We start from the raw sequence: 20,097 nt of genomic DNA on the forward strand, positions 1-20,097 counted from the left end.
AGATGTGCGGGGGTGACGGGTAGATGTGCGGGGGTGACGGGTGGATGTGCGCAGTGGCGACCGCCTACTGCACCCTCTTGTTCAAGATCGCCGTCGCCGCCCGCGAGTTCGGCTTGCGGCCCAGGAAGTCGCTGATGAACTTGCCGGCGTCCACCAGCTTGTCCAGGTCGATGCCGGTCTCGATCCCGAGTCCGTCGAGCATGAACACGACGTCTTCCGTCGCGACGTTGCCCGTGGCGCCCTTGGCATACGGGCAGCCGCCCAGGCCGGCCACCGAGGCATCGAACTGCCAGATGCCCATCTCGAGGCAGGCCAGCGTGTTCGCCAGCGCCTGCCCGTAGGTATCGTGGAAGTGCCCTGAGAGGTCGTCGATCGCGAAATGCTTCAGCGCGGCTTCCATGGCCCGCTGCACCTTGCGCGGCGTGCCGACGCCTATCGTGTCCGCCACTCCGAGGTGCTGCACGCCGATTTCCTTCATCCGCCGCGCGAACATCTCGACCCGCTCCGGCGCGATCTCGCCTTCGTACGGGCAGCCGACCGCCGTGGACATCGCCCCGCGCACGCGAATGCCCTTGGCGCGCGCGGCTTCCACCACCGGCGCGAAGCGGTCGATGCTTTCCGCGATCGAGCAGTTGATGTTGCGCTGGCTGAAGGCCTCGCTGGCGGCGCCGAAGATCACGATCTCGTCGGGCTTGCCCTGCAGCGAGGCCTCGAAGCCCTTCATGTTCGGCGTCAGCACCGAGTAGCGCACGCCCGGCCGCCGCGCGATGCCCGCCATCACCTCGGCGGCATCGGCCATCTGCGGCACCCATTTCGGCGACACGTAGCTGGTCACCTCGATCTCGCGCAGGCCGGCCTCCTGCAGCCGGTGCACCAGCTCGATCTTCACCGCCGCGGGCACCGGCTCCTTCTCGTTCTGCAGGCCGTCGCGCGGCCCCACGTCGACGAGCTTCACTTTGCTTGGAACTTGCATGGCCTCAGTATCCTCTCTGCAGATCGACCACGCCGGCGATGGGTTCTCCCTGCTCGAAGGCGCGGATCTTGCGCGCGATCTGCGCGATGCTCTCGTCGCGCAGCGTGCGGGCCGAGGTATGCGGCGTGACGGTGATCTTCGGATGCGACCAGAACGGATGCTCCGGCGGCAGCGGTTCCGTGCGGAAGACGTCGAGCGCGGCGCCGGCCAGGTGGCCGCTGTCGACCAGCGCCAGCAGGTCCTCGTCCACGAGGTGCGCGCCGCGCGCCACGTTGATCACGTAGCCCCCGGGCAGCAGCCGCCCCAGCGTCTGCCGGTTCATGATGTTCTCGGTGTCAGGGGTCAGCGGCAGCAGGTTCACCAGCACACGCGTGCCGCCCAGGAAGGCATCGAACTGCTCCGCGCCGGCGAAGCACTGCACGCCCGGAACGTCCTTCGCGTTGCGGCTCCAGCCGCGCACCGGGAATTCGAAGCCGGCCACGGCCTGGGCGACGCGTTGCCCGAGCACGCCCAGCCCCATCACGCCGACCGGGAAATCGGCGCGCGAACGCGGCCGGCGGAAGCTCCAGCGGCCCTGCGCCGCATCCTGCTCGTAACCGTCGAGTTCGCGGAAGTGCCGCACCAGCGCGTGGCAGACGAACTCCGCCATCTGCACGGACATGCCGGCGTCATCCAGGCGCACCAGCACGGCCTCGGGCGGCAGGCGCAGCTTGAGCAGGGCATCGACGCCGGCGCCGGTATTGAAGATGCCCTTCAGCCGGGGCTGCTCGTCGAACAGCTGCTGCGGCGGCGCCCACACCACGGCATGGTCGGCCTGCGGCGCGCCGGGGCGCCACTCTTCCACGATCGCGCCGGGCACGGCGGCGCTGAGCCCCGCGATCCACGGGGCGGGCTTCATCTCGGTACAGCAGACGACGATACGCATGGTGCCTATTGTGCGGGACGTCCCCGTTGACGCTGCTGCGCCAGCGGTCCAAGCTCCGGCGGCTGTTCACGCCCAAGGAGAAACCGATGACCCTGCGTTCCTTCCTGCGCGCGGCCTGGCTCGGCGCCGCCGTGCTCGTCGCCGCGTCCCAGGCGCTCGCCGCCGACTTCCCCGCGCCGAAACAAGGCACCTGGGTGGTCCGCGATTTCCGCTTCCACACCGGCGACGTGCTGCCCGAGCTGAAGATCCATTACCAGACCGTCGGCGAGCCCACCGGCGAGCCGGTGCTCATGCTGCACGGCACGACGGGATCGTCGGCGAGCATGCTCACTCCCGGCTTCGGCGGCGAACTGTACGGCCCCGGGCAGCCGCTCGACGCGGCGAAGTACTTCATCATCCTGCCCGACGCCATCGGCACCGGCGGCTCGACCAAGCCGTCCGACGGGCTGCGCATGAAGTTCCCGAAGTACAACTACGACGACATGGTCGAAGCGCAGTACCGGCTGGTGCGCGAGCACCTGAAGATCCCGCACCTGCGGCTGGTGATCGGCAATTCCATGGGCGGCATGCAGACCTGGATGTGGGCGCAGAAGTATCCGGGCATGATGGACGTCGCCGTGCCCATGGCTTCGCTGCCCACGCCCATGTCGGGCCGCAACTGGACGCTGCGCCGCCTGCTGACGGAATCGATCCGCCGCGATCCGGCGTGGAACAACGGCAACTACACCACGCAGCCGCCCGGCTTCCAGCTGGCCTCGATCTTCTTCGCCACGGCCACCAATGGCGGCAACCATTCGTACATGAAGAACGGGCCGGACCGCGAGAAGGCGGACCAGGCGCTGGAGACGCGGCTCAAGAACTTCAAGGGCGACGCCAACGACCACCTGCTGCAGTGGGAGTCGTCGGCCGACTACAACCCCTCGGTGGGGCTGGAGCGGATCACGGCGACGCTGCTGGCGATCAACGCGGCGGACGACGAGCGCAACCCGATCGAACTGGGCATCCTGGAGCGCGAACTCAAGCGCGTGAAGAACGGCCGCGCGTACATCATCCCGGCAAGCGACCAGACGCTGGGGCATGGGACGACGGGGCAGGCGCGGTTCTGGAAGCAGGAGCTGGACAAGGTGCTGAAGACGGCGCCGCGGCTGGCGCCGATGTGAAGGCTGCGGGCATCGCTGGGGTTCGCGCGCTGGCGCGGCTCACCGCCAGCCTACCGGGACCGCCAACCTACCCGCCCGGCCGGGCCGGCGTAGGCTGGCCGTGACGCGCGAAGCGCCGGAACCCCAGCGCTTCAAGCGCTCAACTTGAGCAGCTCCGCCCCCTCCTGCACCTGGTCCCCCGGCGCATACAGCAGCTCGGCCACCACACCATCGTTCGGTGCCGCGATCGTGTGCTCCATCTTCATCGCTTCCATCACCGCCAGGGCCTGGCCCTTGCGCACCTGCTCGCCCGGCTTGACGGCGAACGAGATCACCTTGCCCGGCATCGGCGCCGTCAGGCGCCCGCCTTCGGCCGCGGCGTCGCCGGCGTGCGCCAGCAGGTCCACCGAGACGATCTGCGCGGCGCCGGCCTCCGTGAACACGTGGTCGGTTTCGCCCTGGGTGTAGATCGCCGCGCGCATGCGGCGCGCGCCGTACTGCAGCTCGATCGCCTCCGCACCGGCGGCCCGGAACGACAGCGGCTCCGCCGCGCCGGCGCCGATCGCCAGCAGCAGGGCCCCATCGTGCAGCGTCGTGAGAGTCGCCTTCTTCTCCTCGGCGCCGAAACCGAAGGTGAAGCGCCGCGTGCCCACGCCGTGCGAACGCCAGCCGTCGCGCTTGCTGAACGGGTCGTCGCCGGACAGCGCCTGTTCGTCGAGCAGGGTGCGCGCCACGGCCGCGGCGGCCGCGAGCTCGAGGCCCACCGGCTGCTGGTTGAACAGCACGGCCGCTTCGCGCGGGATCAGTGCCGTGTCCAGGTCGGCCTGCGCGAAGGAGCGGCTGGTGACCACGTGGCGCAGGAACTGCACGTTCGTGCTCAGCCCCACGATGTGCGTCTCGGCCAGCGCCTCGTCCAGCCGCGCGAGCGCCTCCTCCCGCGTCGCGCCATGCACGATCAGCTTGGCGATCATCGAGTCGTAGTAGGGCGAGATCGCGTCGCCTTCGCGCACGCCGTCGTCGATGCGCACCGGCCCCCGCTCGAAGGCGGCGGCCTGCGGCTTGCGGTAGACGTGCAGCGTGCCGGTCGCGGGCAGGAAATTGTTGTCCGGGCTTTCGGCGCAGATGCGCGCCTCGATCGCGTGGCCGTGGATGCGCAGGTCCTCCTGCTTCAGCGGCAACGGCTCGCCGGCGGCGACGCGCAACTGCCACTCGACGAGGTCCAGCCCGGTGATCGCCTCGGTGACCGGATGCTCCACCTGCAGCCGCGTGTTCATCTCCATGAAGAAGAAGTTCATCTCGCCCTGGCGCTGTTCGACGATGAACTCCACCGTCCCCGCGCCCACGTACTTCACCGCCCCGGCGGCGGCGACGGCCGCCTCGCCCATGCGGCGGCGCATCGCCTCGGTCATGCCTGGCGCGGGCGCTTCCTCCAGCACCTTCTGGTGGCGCCGCTGCACCGAGCAGTCGCGCTCGAACAGGTACACGTAGTTGCCCTGCGTGTCGCCGAAGACCTGGATCTCGATGTGCCGCGGCCGCGTGACGTACTTCTCGACCAGCACCGCCTCGTCGCCGAAGCTGTTGCGCGCCTCCCGCTGGCACGACGCCAGCGCCGCGGCGAACTCCTCCGGCTGCTGCACCGCCCGCATGCCCTTGCCCCCGCCACCGGCGCTGGCCTTGATCAGCACCGGATAGCCGATGCGATCGGCTTCGCGTTTCAGCAGTGCCGGGTCCTGCTCCGCGCCGTGGTAGCCAGGCACCAGCGGCACGCCCGCCCTTTCCATCAGCTGCTTGGACTCGGCCTTCAGGCCCATCGCCTGGATCGCCGACGGCGGCGGGCCGATGAACACCAGCCCCGCCTCGGCACAGGCCGCGGCGAAAGCTTCGTTCTCGCTCAGGAAGCCGTAGCCCGGGTGGATCGCCTGGGCCCCGGTCGCCCGAGCGGCCTCGATGATGCGTTCCCAGCGCAGGTAGCTGTCCCTGGGCGCGCTGCCGCCGATGTGCACGGCCTCGTCGCAGGCCTGCACGTGCTTGGCGTTCGCATCGGCGTCGGAGTAGACGGCCACCGTGCGGATCGCCATGCGGCGCGCCGTCGCCGCCACCCGGCAGGCGATCTCCCCTCGATTCGCAATGAGGATCTTCTTGAACATCAACCCAGCTCCCGCGGCAACGGCCGCCCCTTGAAGAACCCGCTCAGCCCGCGCAGCACCTTGCGCAGGAAGGCGACCAGCACCACCAGCACGATGACGGAGACGATGATGCTGGCCACCAGCACGATCGCGAAGGCCACCGGGTGCGTCGCCGACAGCCACAGCATGAACACGACGAGCCCGTCTTCCGCCAGCGAGACGGCCATGTTGGAGAAAGGCTCGGGCGAGGTGTTGACCGCCGCGCGCGTCGTCATCTTCGTCGCATGGCTGGTGGCCGCCAGGCTGCCGCCCAGGATGGCCGCGATCCAGCCCATGGCCTGGTTGTCGGCGCCCAGTGCCCCTGCCGCCAGCGCGGCGCCGGCGGGAATGCGGATCACCGTGTGGATCGCATCCCACATCGAGTCGATGAAGGGGATCTTGTCGGCGAAGAATTCGGCGAACAGCATGAAGCCGCTCGCCACCAGCACGCCCGGGTGCTGCAGCACGTGCAGGCCCTGCGGCAGCTGCACCCATCCCATCCAGCCCGCCAGCCCGGTGAGGAACACCGCCGCGTACAGGCGGAAGCCGCTGGCCCAGCCGAGCGCGGCCGCCAGCGCCATCAGCTGCGGCGTGTCGGGGGCGAGGTGGCCGAGCCAGTCGAGGTTCATGCGCGCCTAAGGCAGCAACCAGTTCGGCTTGCGCTTGGCCAGGAAGGACTGCACGCCTTCGCGGCCCTCGTCGCTGGCGCGGATGTCGGCGATGCCTTCGACGGTGCGCCGCACCAGGCCGGCCGTGATGTCGTGGCCGGCCACGTCGTGCAACAGCTTCTTGCACGCCTTCACGGCCTCGGGGCCGGCCTGCACCAGCGCGGCCGCGATCTCGGCGACCTTGGCATCGAGCGCGTCGGCCTTCACCACCTCGTGCACGAAGCCGATGCGATGGGCCTCGGCCGCACCGAAGCGCTCCGCGCTCAGGAAGTAGCGGTGCGCGGCGCGCGCGCCCATGGCGCGGATCACGTAGGGGCTGATGGTGGCCGGGATCAGCCCGAGCTTCACTTCGCTCAGGCAGAACCAGGCCGTGTCCACCGCCACCGCCATGTCGCACACGGCCACCAGGCCGACGCCGCCGGCGTACGTGTCGCCGTGCACGCGCGCGATGGTCGGCTTGGGGCAGCGCCACAGCACCTCCAGCATGCGCGCCATGCCGGACGCATCCTCGGTGTTCTCCTCGCGCGAATAGCCGGCGATGCGCTTCATCCAGTTCAGGTCGGCGCCGGCACAGAAGGCGGGGCCGTTGCCGGCCAGCACGATGCAGCGCACCTCGTCGCGCTTGCCGATCTCGAGGAAGACCGCCGTCAGTTCGGCGATGACTTCGTCGTTGAACGCATTGCGCACGTCGGGGCGATGGAGCGTGACGGTGGAGATCCCGCGCTCGTAGCTCAGTTGCAGGTGGTTCATGGGTGTCCTTCACATCCGGAACAGGCCGAACTTCGGCTCGCCGATGGGCGCGTTGAGCGCCGCCGACAGGCCCAGCGCCAGCACGCGCCGCGTGTCCGCCGGGTCGATCACGCCGTCGTCCCACAGGCGCGCACTGGCGTAGTAGGGGTGCGACTGGCGGTTGAACTGGTCGAGGACCGGCTGGCGGAAGGCCGCCTCCTCCTCCGCGCTCCAGCTGCCGCCGCGCGACTCGATGCCGTCGCGCCGCACGGTAGCCAGCACGCTGGCGGCCTGCTCCGCGCCCATCACGCAGGTGCGCGCGGTGGGCCAGGTCCAGAGGAAGCGCGGCGAATAGGCGCGGCCGCACATGCCGTAGTTGCCGGCGCCGTAGCTGCCGCCGATGATCACGGTGAACTTGGGGACCGAGGCGGTGGCGACGGCGGTGACCATCTTCGCCCCGTGGCGCGCGATGCCTTCGTTCTCCACCTTGCGGCCCACCATGAAGCCGGTGATGTTCTGCAGGAACAGGATCGGCGTCCGGCGGTGGCAGCACAGTTCGATGAAGTGCGCGCCCTTCTGCGCCGACTCCGAGAACAGGATGCCGTTGTTGGCGACGATGCCGATCGGCATGCCCTCGATGTGGCCGAAGCCGCACACCAGCGTGCTGCCGAAGCGCGCCTTGAACTCGTGGAACTCCGAGTCGTCGACCAGGCGCGCGATGATCTCGCGCACGTCGAAGGGCTTGCGCGTGTCGGTGGGGATGATCCCGTACAGCTCCCTGGCGTCGTAGCGGGGCGGCACCGGCTGGCGCCGCTCCACCGGCCAGTCCTTCGGCCGGTTCAGCGTCGCCACGGCACGGCGGGCCAGCGCCAGCGCGTGCTCGTCGTTCACGGCCAGGTGGTCGGCCACGCCCGAGAGGCGCGTGTGCACGTCGCCGCCCCCGAGGTCCTCGGCGCTCACCACCTCGCCGGTGGCCGCCTTCACCAGCGGCGGGCCGCCCAGGAAGATCGTGCCCTGCTCCTTGACGATGATGGTCTCGTCGCTCATCGCCGGCACGTAGGCGCCACCGGCCGTGCACGAACCCATCACCACGGCGATCTGCGGGATGCCCTGCGCGCTGAGGTTGGCCTGGTTGTAGAAGATGCGGCCGAAGTGGTCGCGGTCGGGGAACACCTCGTCCTGGTTCGGCAGGTTGGCGCCGCCGGAATCCACCAGGTAGATGCACGGCAGCCCGTTCTGGCCCGCGATCTCCTGCGCGCGCAGGTGCTTCTTCACCGTGAGCGGGTAGTAGGTCCCTCCTTTCACGGTCGCGTCGTTGCAGACGACCACGCACTCCACGCCGCTCACCCGGCCGATGCCGGTGATGATGCCGGCGCTGGGCGCGTCCATGGTGCCGTCCTTGGCCAGGTACATGCCGTGGGCGGCGATCGGCGCAACCTCCAGGAACGGCGTGCCGGGATCGAGCAGCATCTGCACGCGCTCGCGCGGCGGCAGCTTGCCGCGCGCCGAATGCTTCTGCCGCGCGATCTCGCCGCCGCCGGCGGCATGCAGCGCGACTTGCGCATTCAGGTCGTCGACCAGCGCCTGCATGGCGGCGGCATTGGCCTGGAAGTCGGCGGACCGGGGATTCAACTGCGATGCGATGACGGGCATTTGGAAGTTCCTCCCTCCCCGTCTGGGGGAGGGCCGGGGTGGGGGCACTCCGGCGCACGATAGCGCCAATGCCGCGAGCTTAGGGAGCCGGGTCCCGGGCGGCTTGCCGCGAAGGTTGCAAATCCCGCCACTCCGCTAGACTTGCGCCATGTCCGCCGCCGCGCCCCGCCGCCTTCCGGCCGCCGCCACCCCGATGGCCTTTGCCCGAGCCATCACGGCCGCGTACCGGCTGCGTGGCGGCAGCCCGGAGGGGGCCCTGAAGCTGGCACAGATCACGCCAGCCCAGCTGCAGAAATCCGAGGCGCGCATCACCGCCCGCCAGATGGAAGCGCTGTCCGCAGCGGCCATGCAGGAACTCGACGACGAGGGCCTGGCCGCCTTCACCCGCCGCCTGCCCTGGGGCAGCTACGGCATGCTGGCGCGGGCCTCGCTCACCGCGCCGACGCTGGGCGTGGCCCTGAAGCGCTGGTGCCGGCACCACGGCCTGCTGACGGAGGACGTGCGGCTGTCGCTCGGCGTGGCCGGCCCGGTCGCGACGATCGCGATCGAGGAAAGCCGGCCCATTCCGCGCGAGGTGCGCGAGCTGAGCCTGGCCTTCCTGCTGCGCAACGTGCACGGCCTCGCCTGCTGGTACGTCGACTCGCGCATCCCTCTGCAGGAAGCCCGCTTCCCGTTCCCGCAGCCGTCGCATGCGGATGCCTACCGGCACATGTTCCCGGGCACGCTGCAGTTCGCCGCCGCGCAGGCCGCGATCCGCTTCGATGCGCAGTACCTGAAGCTGCCCTTGCGCCGCGACGAGAAGGCGATGGCGCAGATGCTGCAGCGCGCGCTCTCGATCACCGTGCTGCAGTACCGCCGCGACCGCCTGCTGGTGCCGCAGGTGCGGCAGGCCCTCACGGCGTACCCGGAGCGCACGCACAGCGCCGAGGCGCTGGCGCAACTGCTGCACGTCTCCGCCCGCACGCTGCACCGGCAGTTGAAGGAGGAAGGCGCGAGCCTGCAGCAGCTGAAGGACGAAGTGCGGCTGGAGCGCGCGAAGGACCTGCTTTACCGCACCGGCAAGCCGCTCAAGCAGGTGGCGGCGGCGGTCGGCTTCCGCAACGAGAAAAGCTTCGCGCGGGCGTTCCGGCAGTGGGCCGGCGTGGCGCCGGGCGAGTTCCGCGACGCTTCGTAGCGAGCCCGTACGGCCGTTCCCTGAGGACGCCGATACATAGGGCAAGTCCCGCGCGGCACGCTGCGGGGCCGCTGATAGTGTCCGCATCGCCGGCAGTCCTGCGGCGCCGGCGTCCCCCCAATCCGACACGAAGAACTGGAGACGAGATGTCCACGACTGTGCTCGACCCTGGGCTACCCGCGCCATCCGGCGTGGGCCTGCTCGACAAGCAACGCATCATTGCCGGCGCCGGCTTCAACCGCTGGCTGGTGCCACCGGCCGCCCTCGCGATCCACCTGTGCATCGGCATGGCCTACGGCTTCTCGGTGTTCTGGCTGCCGCTGTCGAAATCGCTCGCCACTGCCGCCCCGGGAACGAAGTCCTGCGCCAGCATGGGCATCGGCTTCTTCGGCGAACTCTTCGCCACCAACTGCGACTGGAGCATCGCCACCCTGGGTTGGATGTACACCCTGTTCTTCGTGTTCCTCGGCTGCGCCGCGGCGCTCTGGGGCGGCTGGCTCGAACGCGCCGGCCCCCGCAAGGCGGGCGTCGTGGCTGCGTTCTGCTGGTGTGGCGGCATGCTGTTCTCCGCGCTGGGCATCTACCTGCACCAGTTCTGGATGATGGTGCTCGGCTCCGGCGTGATCGGCGGCGTCGGCCTCGGCCTGGGCTACATCTCGCCGGTGTCGACGCTGATCAAGTGGTTCCCCGACCGCCGCGGCATGGCCACCGGCATGGCCATCATGGGCTTCGGCGGCGGCGCCATGATCGGCTCGCCGCTGGCCGTGGACATGATGAAGGCCTTCTCCACGCCCACCAGCAACGGCGTGCTGCAGACCTTCGTGGTGCTCGCGCTGGTCTACTTCGTGTTCATGATCGGCGGCGCCTTCGGCTACCGCGTGCCGGCGACCGGCTGGCATCCCAAGGGCTGGGTCCCGCCGCAGCCCAAGGCCGGCAAGGCCATGATCACGCACCGGCACGTGCACGTGAAGAAGGTGTGGGGCATCCCGCAGTTCTGGCTGATCTGGGCGCTGCTGACGATGAACGTGAGCGCCGGCATCGGCGTGATCGGCATGGCCTCGCCCATGCTGCAGGAGGTCTTCGGCGGCAGCCTGATCGGCATCCCCCAGCACTTCAGCGAACTCGACAAGTCGCAGCTCGCGGCCATCGCGGCGGTGGCCGGCGGCTTCGCCGCGTTGCTGTCGCTGTTCAACATCGCCGGCCGCTTCTTCTGGGCCAGCATGTCGGACCTGTTCGGCCGCAAGACCACCTATTCGATCTTCTTCGTGCTGGGCATGCTCCTGTATGCGAGCCTGCCGCACTCGGCGGCCGCGGGCAACAAGCTGCTGTTCGTCGGTGCCGTGTGCGTGATCCTGTCGATGTACGGCGGCAGCTTCTCCACCGTGCCCGCGTACCTGGCCGACATCTTCGGCACGCAGTTCGTGGGCGCCATCCACGGGCGGCTGCTCACCGCGTGGTCCACGGCCGGCATCCTGGGTCCCGTGGTCGTGAACTACATGCGCGAATACCAGTTGCACCTCGGCCTGCCGCGCGAGCAGGTCTACAACCAGACCATGTACATCCTGGTGGGCCTGCTGGCGATCGGCCTCCTGTGCAACCTGCTGGTCAAGCCGCTGCCGGACAAGTGGTTCATGTCCGAGGAGGAACTGGCCCGCGAGAAGCAGCTCGCGCACGAGAAGGCGATCCTGGCCGAAAGCGGGTTGCGGGCCACGGGCGCGCGCGAGACGACGCCGACCATGCAGATCTACCTGGCCTGGCTGGTGGTGGGCATCCCGCTCGCGTGGGGCGTGTACCGCACGCTGGTGGCCGCGGCGAAGTTCTTCCACTGAGGGCCACGCGACGCGGCGCGGCACGGCGCGCTACATTCGGGGCCTTCCGTTGCGGGAGACCCCGTGAAGCGCATCGTGCCCTGCCTCGCCCTCGCGTTCAGCCTCGGACTGCCCTGCTTCGCGCAGGTGCCCGTGCAGGGCAGCCCCGACCAGGACCGCATGCTCGCCAGCGCCGACGGGCGGGTGGCGGCCAACAAGCGGCTGGTGTACGACTTCTGGCGCGAGGTGTTCGAGGGCGGCCACCTCGAACTCGCGGACAAGTACATGGCGGAAGGCTACATCCAGCACAACCCCAACGTGCCCAGCGGCCGGGCCGCGTTCGTCAGTTTCTTCGGCCGGATCGCCAGGCCGAAGCCGGTGGAGAACCGCATCGTCGCGCCGCTGGTGGCCATCCTGGGCGAAGGCGACATGGTGGTGCTGGCCTTCGCGCGCGAGAACCCGGACCCAAAGAACCCCGGCCAGAAGTACACGACGACCTGGTTCGACATGTTCCGCATCGAGAACGGGCGCATCGCCGAACACTGGGATCCGGCGCAGAAGCAGTAGCTGGCGCGTCACCCCAGCGCATCGTTCATCCAGCAGGCGTTCAGGGATCAGGCGAGACCGAGCTGCCGCGCTTCGTGCTGCAGCGCGTCGCGGGCCTCGGGATGGGCGACCGCGATCATCCGCTGGACGCGTTGTGACAGCGAGAGCGCGCGCAGGTCGGCGATGCCGTGCTCGGTGACGACGATGCCCGCATCGCTGCGGGCGGTACTGACGGGGCCGTTCAAGCGCGCGACGATGGTATCGAGCTTCCGCCCTGCGCTGCGCGAAGGCAGCGCTACGATGGGCAGCCCGCCGCGCGATGCGCAGGCTCCGCGCAGGAAGTCGGCGGCCCCGCCGACCGCGCCGACGTAGACCCCTGCCGCGACCTCCGCATTCACCTGCCCCGTAACATCGACCTCGATGGCCGAGTTGATCGCCACCAGCCGGTCGATCGAGGCCAGCACCGCCGGCGAATGGGTGTACTCCACTCCGCGGATCTCGATCGCCGGATTGCGGTGGGCGAAGCGGTTCAGCGCCCGCGTCCCCATCAGCACACCGGCGACGCTGATGCGGGCATCCACCGTCTTGCGGGCATTGTTGATCACCCCCGCCTGCATCAGCGCGGCGGCCGCGTCGCCCATCGCACCAGAATGGAAGCCGAGATCGCGGCGGTCCGAGAGCTGCGCCACGATCGCCTCCGGCAGGCTCCCGATCCCGCACTGGAGCGTGGCGCCGTCCTCGATGAGGCTGGCAACGTTGCGCGCCACGCCGGCTTCGTCGGGATGCGCCTTCGCCGCCGGCGCTTCCAGCGGCGGCCGGCTGCTGTGCACGACGTAATCGATGTCGTCCGCCGCGAGCGCGTGAGGGCCGCAGCTGGCCGGCGCCTGTTCGTTGACTTCGGCGATCACCACGCGGGCGCGCCGCAGGGCCGGCACCAGGTAATCGCCTGCGAGCGACAGGCTGTGGCGGCCTTGGGCGTCGGCGGGCGCCACCTGCAGCATCAGGACATCGACCCGCAGGCTGCCGTCGCCCAGCATGCGGCCCAGCTCGGAATAGTGGCAGGGCAGGACGTCGAGGCATCCCGCGCGCGCGAGTGCACGGTTGTTGCCGCCGGCCCCGTACGAGACGAAGGAAACGCAGTCGGCGTGCGCCGGCTGGACGGCGTCCGACCAGGAGATGCCGACGAAAGCCGTGAAGCGGCCGATGGCGGCGCGCTGCGCCATCAGCGCCGTGGTCAGCGTGACCGGCTCGGCCGCGGCCTGCCCCCACATCACCACGTCGCCCGGATGGACGAGGCCTTCCAGGCGCGGGTCGGCGGGATCGAGTTCGGTCACCCGCCGAACGTGACTACCGCGCGGCCACGCACGCCGCCGGCGATCAGCTTGTCGCAGTGCGCCTGCAGCTGCAAGAAGGGAATCGTGTAGCAGATATCGCGAATGTGGCGCGGGTGCAGGTCGCCGCCCGGCATCATGCGCTGCCAGACCTCGCCGCGCTCAGGCACCGGGTGGTTGGCGTTGACGCCCACGAGCGAGACGCTGCGCAGGATGAAAGGGTAGATCGAGGTGGTGAAGGTCTCGCCGGCGGCGTTGCCGAAGGCGCAGACCACGCCCCTCTTCTGCATGGAGCGCAGCAGCTTGTCCAGCGGCGCACCGCCCACCACGTCGATGGCGCCGGCCCACAGCTGTTCCTCCAGCGGCTTGTCGCCCGTGGTGAGGCCATCGCGGCCGATGATCTCGGCTGCCCCCAGCTTCTTCAGGTATTCGTGCTCGGACACCTTGCCGGTGCTCGCCACCACGTGGTAGCCCAGGCCCGCGAGCATGTCGATCGCGAACGAGGAACTGCCGCCGGTGCCGCCGGTGACCACGACCTTGCCCTTGTCGGGGGTGACACCGTGCCGCATCAGCTCGTCGACCGCCACCGCGGAGGTATAGGCGGCCAAGCCCATGCCCACCATGTCGAACGCGTCGCTGCCCTCCGGCACGCGTCCGATCCACGCGCCCGGAACGCGCACGTATTCGCTGTAGGCGCCGTCGCGGCGCATGCCGAAGTCGCGGCCGCCCTGCACGGTCACTCGGTCGCCCGGCCGGAACGCACTGTGCTTCGACTCCACCACTGTCCCGGAGACCTCGACGCCAGGCACGCAGGGAAAGCGCGAGATCACGTTGCCCACGCCGGTGACGGCGCGCGCATCCTTGTAGTTGACCGCGGCGTACTCGGACCGGATCACCACGTCGCCGGGATCGAGATCCGCCAGCGTCTGTTCGACCATGCGGCTGATGCGCCGGCCGTCTTCCTGGTAGAGGCGGATGGCCTTGAACTTCATTGCTTGTCCTTTCTCTGTTGCACGACACCGGTCGCCAGCAACGCGTCGATGTCGCCGGCCGCCACGCCGAACTGCCCGAGGATCTCGCGACTGTGCTCGCCGATCGCGGGTGGACCGCGGCGCACGCGCGACTGCGCGTCGCGGTCTCCGAAGGCCGCGCCGGGCATGCGCACCACGCCGGCGTCGACATTGCGCGTCTCGACGAGCACGCCGTTATGGGCGAGCTGGGGCGAATCCATCACCATGTCGTAGCCGGCGATCGGCGCGCAGATGATGTCGGCCGTCTCGAACCGCTCCTGCCATTCCAGCGTGCCATGCGCGGCGAGGCGGGTCGACAGTTCGGCCGTCAAGGCCTTGCGGTTGGCGACGCGCTGCGGGTTCGTCGCGAAACGCGGGTCCGTGGCCAGCGGCGGATCGCCGAGCACCTCGCACAAGGCCTTCCAGCGGTCCTCGTGGTACGCGGCGATCATGATCCAGCCGTCGCGAGTGGGGTACGCCTCGTTAGGTGCCGAATACGGCGCCGCCGACCCGCTACGCACCGGTTTCTCGCCCGACGCCAGGTACGAAGCCAGCGCCGACTGCTGCAGCATCAGCGCGCTGTTGTACAGGCTCACGTCCAGGTGCTGGCCCTGGCCCGTGAGATCGCGCACCCGCAGCGCCGCGAGCACCGCTCCGAACGCCAAGAAGCCAGTGGTCATGTCGGCCGCCGGCACCTGCACCTTCATGGGCGGGGAGTCCTCCTCGCCGATGTTGCTCATGAGCCCGGAGACCGCTTGCACGATACCGTCGACGCCGGGCTTGTCGCGCCATGGGCCGGTCTGCCCATAGGCCGACACCGAGCAGAACACCAGGCGCGGATGGATCTCGCGCAGCGCAGCGTAGCCGATGCCCAGCCGGTCCATGACGCCCGGGCGGAAGCTTTCGAGCACCACGTCCGCGGCGGCGGCGAGGCGCCGCGCGAGCTTCGGCCCCGCGGGATGCTTCAGGTCGATGGCGATCGAGCGCTTGTTGCGATTGAAGCTCATGGAGACCACCGACTCGCCGTTTTGCCACGGCGGCCCGAGCTTGCGGCCGATGTCGCCGCCCGGCGCCTCGACCTTGATCACGTCGGCGCCGAGGTCACCGAGCAGCATCCCACAGGTCGGCCCGGCGCCCACCTGGGAGAAGTCCAGGACGACCAGGCCCGCCAGAGCGTCGTTGATGCTCACGCCGGCGGGCTCAATCGACCTTGACGCCGCCCATGTCCTTGATGATCCTGTTCCAGCGCGCCGTGTCTCGCTTGATCAGTTCGGACATCTGGTCGGCGTTGAGGTAGCTGATCTCGAAGCCCTGCTGCGCGAGTCGCTCGCGCACGTCCGGTGCCTGCAGCGTTTTGGCAATGTCGGAGGACAGGCGGCCGACGACCTCGCGCGGCGTGCCGGCCGGGGCGAGGATGGAGTACCACAGGGGAACGTCGTAACCGGCCAGCCCCGATTCGGCGATGGTCGGAATCTCGGGCATGGCCTGCGAACGCTTCGGCGTGGTGACGCCGAGGGCCTTCAACTTGCCGGCCTTGATGTGGGGCTCCACGGAGGCCATGGTCGCGATGGCCGCCTGCACCTGGCCTCCCAGGAGGTCGGCGATGGCGGGCCCGGTGCCCTTGTACGGCACGTGCGTCACCTTGATGCCGGCGGCGTGGTTGAAGGCCTCGAAGGCGATGTGCTGAGGCGTGCCGCTGCCCGGCGTGGCGTGATTGAGCTTGCCTGGCTGCGCTTTGGCCAGCGCGATGAATTCGCGGACGTTGTTGGCGGGTACCGAGGGATGCACCACCAGCACCATTGGAACGCTGGCGGCAAGCGCCACCGGCGCGAAGTCCTTCTCGATGTCGAAGGGCAGCTTCTGGAACGCCGGGTTCATGGTCACCTGGTTGGAGGCGATCACGATGGTGTAGCCGTCCGGCGCGCTTTTGGCGGCGAGGTCAGTCCCCAGGTTGCCGCCCGCGCCGCCCCGGTTGTCGACGATCACCGGCTGCCCCAGCAGTTCGGCCAGCCTGGGCTGCATGGCGCGCGCCAGGATGTCATTGCCGCCGCCGGGGGGGAACGGGACGATGAAGCGAATGGGCTTTTCGGGGAATTTCGGCTGCGCGTGCACCACGGGGGCGCCGAAAGCCAGGGAAGCGGCAGCGAGCGCGAGCGCCGCGTGCTGGATCAGGGAACGCATGCTTGTCTCTCTCTCTCGTGTTGGCGGGGGCTGTGCCACGCGCTTGTACGTACAAGCAGACAGCATATCACGGATTCCGCTATACTTGTACGGACAAGCAGACAGGAAAGTAAGAGGACACGACGATGCAGCACCGAGGCGCGATCCCGCATGGCTGATCCCGCCGTGACCGCCGGCAGGACCAAGCAGGGGCTCGTCGCCGACGCGCTTTCCAGCGAGATCCAGCGCGGCAAGTACCGCATCGGCGAGCTCCTGCCCTCCGAGCCGCAGTTGAGCCAGCGCTTCGGCGTCAGCCGCCACACCGTGCGTGCTGCGCTGCGCGCGCTGCAGCAGCTAGGGCTCGTGAGCAGCCAGCAGGGCGTGGGCACATTGGTGCAGGACACGCGTGTGCAGTCCCGCTACAGCCACTCTTTCGACACCGCGGAGGACCTGCTGCAGTACGCCGCCAGCACGCCGGTCCGCGTCCTCGGCCGCGACGAAGTGGAAGTCGACGCCGCGCGCGCCGCCCAGTTCGGCTGCAAGGCGGGCGAGCACTGGTGGCGGCTGTGCACGCTGCGCACCAACCCTTCGGGCCGCACGGTGGTCGGCTATTCGGAGATCTATCTTCCGCTGGCGTTCGGCGCCGTCCTGGATGAGGCGGCCACGAGCCGGGAGCCGGTGTTCGCGCTGGTCGAGCGGCGCTTCCATGAAAGCATCGTCGAAATCCAGCAGGACATCGCTTGCGTGCCGCGCCTGTCGCGCGAGGAATGCGCCCACCTCGAGCTGCCCCCCCGCTCGCCCGGGCTGGAAATCAACCGCCGGTATGTGGGCCGCAACGGCCGCGTGCTGGAAGTGACGCGCTCGGTGCATCCGCCCGAGGTCTTCCGGTATTCCATGCGCGTGCAGCTGCGCCACGGAACCTCCACATGACCCTGCCCTCCTACTCCACGCTCGAAGTGCAGCATCACGGCGACGACGTGCTGCTGCTCGCCTTCAACCGACCCGCCGTGCTCAACGCGCTCAGCACGCAGATGGGCGCCGAGGTGTTCGACCTGTTCACGCGCCTGACCGCAGACGCCGGGGGCGTCCGCGCCGCGGTACTCACCGGCGCCGGCAAGGCCTTCTGCGCCGGCGGCGACCTCAAGGAGCGCGACGCCATGACGCAGGCGCAGTGGCAGGTGCAGCACGAGCTGTTCGAACGCGCCTTCGCCTCGATCATGGAGTGCCCGTTGCCGGTGATCGCCGCGGTCAACGGCCCCGCCTTCGGCGGCGGACTGGAATTCGCCCTCTGCTGCGATTTCATCTATGCGGCTTCAAGCGCGCGCATGGCGCTGCCCGAAGTGAAGGTCGGCATCATGCCGGGCGGCTGCGGCACGCAGAACCTGGCCCGCGCCGTCGGCGAACGTCGCGCCAAGGAGCTCGTGCTCAGCGGCCGCCCTTTCGGCGCCGAGGAAGGCTACGCCTGGGGCTTGATCAACAAGGTTTGCGAGCCCGAGGCGCTGGTCACCGAGGCGATTGCCACCGCGCGGGCGATCGCCGACAACGCCCCGCTGTCGGTGCGGCAGGCGAAAAAATCCATCCACTACGGCCTGCAGATGGACCTGCTGACCGGCTACCGCTTCGAGATCGAGGCCTACAACCGGCTCGTGGATACCGAGGACCGCCGCGAAGGCGTGCGCGCCTTCAACGAAAAACGCAAGCCCCAGTGGCAAGGCCGCTGAGAACACCCGACCAACGAGGACACCGTGCAATTTGCCTACTCCGACACCCAGCTGGAGATCCGTGAGGCCGTGCGCGGCCTGTGCGCACGCTTTCCCGCCGATTACTGGCGGCGCTGCGACGCCCAGCAGGCCTACCCCGACGAATTCGTGCAGGCCATGACAGAGGCCGGCTGGCTGGCCGCCCTCATTCCCGAAGCCTACGGCGGGTCCGGCCTTGGCCTGCTAGATGCGTGCGTGATCCTGCAGGAGATCAATGCGCAGGGTGGCAATGCGGCAGCCTGCCACGCGCAGATGTACACCATGGCGTCCGTGCTGCAACATGGCAGCCAGCGCCAGAAGGAGGCCATCCTGCCGCGGATCGCCGACGGGTCGCTGCGACTCCAGGCCTTCGGCGTGACGGAGCCGACCGCCGGCTCCAACACCTTGCGAATCAAGACCTTTGCGAAGAAGGTGAATGGCGGCTACGTGATCAATGGCCAGAAAATCTGGACTTCGCGCTTCCGCCAGTCCGACTACTACCTGCTGCTCGCGCGCACCACGCCCTACGAGGAAGTGCAGAAGAAGACCGAGGGCCTGAGCCTCTTCCTGGTGGACATCGCCAAAGCGGGCAAGGCGCTGCAGGCGCGCACCATCGACACCATGCTGAATCACCACACCAACGAGGTGTTCATCGAGGACCTCGAGGTCGAGGAGGAGTGGCGCGTGGGCGAAGAAGGCAAGGGCTTCCAGTATCTCCTGAGCTCCCTCAATGCGGAGCGGCTGCTGGTCGCGAGCGAATGCGTGGGTGACGGCAAGTGGTTCATCGACAAGTCGCGCCGCTACGCGACCGAGCGCGTGGTGTTCGACAAGCCGATCGGCGCCAACCAGGGCGTGGCCTTCCCGATCGCGAAGGCCCACATGAACCTGGCCGCGGCCGAACTGATGCGCAACAAGGCCGCCAGCTTCTTCGACGCCGTGAAGCCGTGCGGGCCGGAAGCGAACATGGCCAAGTACCTGTGCAGCGAGGCGTCCTGGGAAGCAGCCGAGGCCGCGATGGTCACCTTCGGCGGTTTCGGAGTGGCGACGGAGTACGACATCGAGCGCAAGTGGAAGGAGACGCGCCTATTCCGCACCGCCCCGATCTCGAACAACCTGGTGCTCGCCTATGTGGCGCAGCACGTGCTCGACATGCCTCGTTCGTACTAGACCCTGATCGGCTGCTGGGGCCGCCCTACGCAGCCCGGAACTCGAAATCCTCGAACCGGGCCGCGAACAGCGCCAGTTCCGCCCGCCAGCGCGCCGGATCCGGCAGGCTGCCGCCGCGGCACTGCTGCAGCGCCCAGCGCCGCACGCCGAGCCCCGCCAGTTCCTCCGCCAGGTCATGCAGTTCATGCAGCGGGAACAGCTCCGGCGACCAGGTCGTGCGGCATTCGTGCGCGACCCCGCTCAGGAGCACGCGCAGGAGCGACTCCAGCACGCGTGCGGCGCCACCACGCGAGGCGGTCACCGTGTCCAGCCGCTGCCACGGCGCCTTGATGTCCAGGCCGATCCAGTCCACCAGCGGCAGCACCTGCGCCAGCCGGTCGGGGTACATGCCGCTGGTGTGCAGGCCCACCTCGAAGCCGAGGGCGCGCACCTCCTGCATCGCAGCCGGCAAGGCCGTCTGCAGCAGCGGCTCGCCGCCGGAGAAAACCACGCCATCCAGCAGGCCGCAGCGGCCGCGCAGGAAATCCAGGACCTCCTCCCAGGCGATCTGCGGCTGCGCGCTCGCATCGAGCAGTTCGGGGTTGTGGCAATAGCTGCAGCGCCAGGGACAGCCCTGGCAGAACACCACGGCCGCCAGCCGGCCGGGAAAGTCGATGCTGGTCCAGCGCTGCAGCCCGCCTACGCGCAGGCGGGCAGCGCCCCGCGCATCAGCCGCGTTCGACAAAGAAGCGCCGCTCCTGGTGCTCGCCCTTCTTGCCGGTGTTGAAGCTCGCCACCGGCCGGTGGTAGCCCATCACGCGGGTCCAGACTTCGCAGGGCTGGCGCTCCTCGTCGGCGAGCGCGACGGCTTCGATGCAGGTGCCGGATTCCGGCTGCAGGATGTCGGTTGCAACGTTCATTCTTGCTCCTT

General features: G+C 69.2%; 19 protein-coding genes. 7 read left to right on the top strand and 12 right to left on the bottom strand.

The genetic code is table 11. The annotated features are described in order from the left end of the window. Positions 1–64 precede the first annotated feature (64 nt). The gene (locus tag JI746_RS15185; protein ID WP_201690620.1) at positions 65–973 is read right to left on the bottom strand and encodes a hydroxymethylglutaryl-CoA lyase; all 909 of its coding nucleotides are present in this window, start codon (positions 971–973) and stop codon (positions 65–67) included. Positions 974–977: 4 nt separating this feature from the next. Beyond that, complete coding sequence (locus tag JI746_RS15190; RefSeq protein WP_201690622.1) at positions 978–1,898, bottom strand: 2-hydroxyacid dehydrogenase; 921 nt, start codon at positions 1,896–1,898, stop codon at positions 978–980. Positions 1,899–1,984: 86 nt separating this feature from the next. Here JI746_RS15190 and JI746_RS15195 point away from each other — a divergent pair, with 86 nt between their 5' ends. Next, a complete protein-coding gene (locus JI746_RS15195; protein ID WP_201690623.1) occupies positions 1,985–3,058 on the top strand; it encodes an alpha/beta fold hydrolase in 1,074 nt (357 codons plus the stop codon). 131 nt (positions 3,059–3,189) lie between these two features. Here the strand turns inward: JI746_RS15195 and JI746_RS15200 are convergent, their stop codons facing one another. The 4 genes from JI746_RS15200 to JI746_RS15215 are packed head-to-tail and all read right to left on the bottom strand — an operon-like array spanning position 3,190 to position 8,252. Beyond that, positions 3,190–5,184, bottom strand: a complete 1,995-nt coding sequence (locus JI746_RS15200; protein WP_201690624.1) for an acetyl-CoA carboxylase biotin carboxylase subunit — start codon at positions 5,182–5,184, stop codon at positions 3,190–3,192. Next, a complete protein-coding gene (locus tag JI746_RS15205; protein ID WP_201690625.1) occupies positions 5,184–5,831 on the bottom strand; it encodes a DUF4126 domain-containing protein in 648 nt (215 codons plus the stop codon). Before JI746_RS15205 ends, JI746_RS15200 begins: the two co-directional genes overlap by 1 nt. 6 nt (positions 5,832–5,837) lie before the next feature. Then, complete coding sequence (locus JI746_RS15210; RefSeq protein WP_201690626.1) at positions 5,838–6,620, bottom strand: enoyl-CoA hydratase/isomerase family protein; 783 nt, start codon at positions 6,618–6,620, stop codon at positions 5,838–5,840. 9 nt (positions 6,621–6,629) lie between these two features. Then, positions 6,630–8,252, bottom strand: coding sequence for a carboxyl transferase domain-containing protein (locus JI746_RS15215; RefSeq protein WP_201690627.1), 1,623 nt, complete (start codon positions 8,250–8,252; stop codon positions 6,630–6,632). A gap of 148 nt (positions 8,253–8,400) precedes the next feature. Between JI746_RS15215 and JI746_RS15220 the strand changes: the two genes are divergently transcribed. The 3 genes from JI746_RS15220 (at position 8,401) to JI746_RS15230 (ending at position 11,801) form a co-directional block, all read left to right on the top strand. Further along, entirely contained in the window at positions 8,401–9,426 is a 1,026-nt protein-coding gene (locus tag JI746_RS15220) for an AraC family transcriptional regulator (protein ID WP_201690628.1), read from the top strand. A gap of 146 nt (positions 9,427–9,572) precedes the next feature. Further along, complete coding sequence (locus JI746_RS15225; protein WP_201690629.1) at positions 9,573–11,255, top strand: OFA family MFS transporter; 1,683 nt, start codon at positions 9,573–9,575, stop codon at positions 11,253–11,255. Between the two features lie 63 nt (positions 11,256–11,318). Further along, complete coding sequence (locus JI746_RS15230) at positions 11,319–11,801, top strand: nuclear transport factor 2 family protein (protein ID WP_330893009.1); 483 nt, start codon at positions 11,319–11,321, stop codon at positions 11,799–11,801. Positions 11,802–11,848: 47 nt separating this feature from the next. Here JI746_RS15230 and JI746_RS15235 read toward each other — a convergent pair whose 3' ends face one another. Genes JI746_RS15235 through JI746_RS15250 form a run of 4 tightly spaced genes read right to left on the bottom strand, consistent with a single transcriptional unit; the run spans position 11,849 to position 16,302 of the window. Further along, complete coding sequence (locus JI746_RS15235; protein WP_330893010.1) at positions 11,849–13,114, bottom strand: acetyl-CoA hydrolase/transferase family protein; 1,266 nt, start codon at positions 13,112–13,114, stop codon at positions 11,849–11,851. Beyond that, complete coding sequence (locus JI746_RS15240; RefSeq protein ID WP_201690631.1) at positions 13,111–14,103, bottom strand: acrylyl-CoA reductase family protein; 993 nt, start codon at positions 14,101–14,103, stop codon at positions 13,111–13,113. The genes JI746_RS15235 and JI746_RS15240 overlap by 4 nt, the downstream gene beginning before the upstream one ends. After that, entirely contained in the window at positions 14,100–15,311 is a 1,212-nt protein-coding gene (locus JI746_RS15245; protein ID WP_330893011.1) for a CaiB/BaiF CoA transferase family protein, read from the bottom strand. Before JI746_RS15245 ends, JI746_RS15240 begins: the two co-directional genes overlap by 4 nt. A 10-nt stretch (positions 15,312–15,321) precedes the next feature. Next, positions 15,322–16,302 carry a tripartite tricarboxylate transporter substrate binding protein gene (locus JI746_RS15250; RefSeq protein WP_201690633.1) on the bottom strand — a complete coding sequence of 327 codons (981 nt, stop codon included), beginning with the start codon at positions 16,300–16,302 and terminating at the stop codon, positions 15,322–15,324. A 150-nt stretch (positions 16,303–16,452) separates the two neighbouring features. Here JI746_RS15250 and JI746_RS15255 point away from each other — a divergent pair, with 150 nt between their 5' ends. From JI746_RS15255 to JI746_RS15265, 3 genes are read left to right on the top strand one after another with little or no spacing between them, the layout of a single operon-like run. After that, on the top strand, positions 16,453–17,211 hold the full coding sequence (locus JI746_RS15255) for a GntR family transcriptional regulator (RefSeq protein ID WP_201690634.1): 759 nt from the start codon (positions 16,453–16,455) through the stop codon (positions 17,209–17,211). Then, positions 17,208–18,002, top strand: a complete 795-nt coding sequence (locus JI746_RS15260) for an enoyl-CoA hydratase/isomerase family protein (RefSeq protein ID WP_201690635.1) — start codon at positions 17,208–17,210, stop codon at positions 18,000–18,002. The genes JI746_RS15255 and JI746_RS15260 overlap by 4 nt, the downstream gene beginning before the upstream one ends. A gap of 24 nt (positions 18,003–18,026) precedes the next feature. Continuing rightward, positions 18,027–19,187 carry an acyl-CoA dehydrogenase family protein gene (locus JI746_RS15265; RefSeq protein WP_201690636.1) on the top strand — a complete coding sequence of 387 codons (1,161 nt, stop codon included), beginning with the start codon at positions 18,027–18,029 and terminating at the stop codon, positions 19,185–19,187. 25 nt (positions 19,188–19,212) lie between these two features. On the opposite strand, the gene JI746_RS15270 is transcribed toward JI746_RS15265, so the two are convergent. Both JI746_RS15270 and nrdD read right to left on the bottom strand, forming a co-directional pair. Continuing rightward, positions 19,213–19,911: an anaerobic ribonucleoside-triphosphate reductase activating protein gene (locus JI746_RS15270; protein ID WP_236599867.1), complete on the bottom strand. Its 699-nt coding sequence runs from the start codon at positions 19,909–19,911 to the stop codon at positions 19,213–19,215. Continuing rightward, on the bottom strand, positions 19,895–20,086 hold the full coding sequence (nrdD, locus tag JI746_RS15275) for an anaerobic ribonucleoside-triphosphate reductase (protein ID WP_201690637.1): 192 nt from the start codon (positions 20,084–20,086) through the stop codon (positions 19,895–19,897). The genes JI746_RS15270 and nrdD overlap by 17 nt, the downstream gene beginning before the upstream one ends. Positions 20,087–20,097: the final 11 nt, after the last annotated feature.

This window comes from Ramlibacter alkalitolerans, from assembly GCF_016722765.1.
GTDB lineage: Bacteria > Pseudomonadota > Gammaproteobacteria > Burkholderiales > Burkholderiaceae_C > Ramlibacter > Ramlibacter alkalitolerans.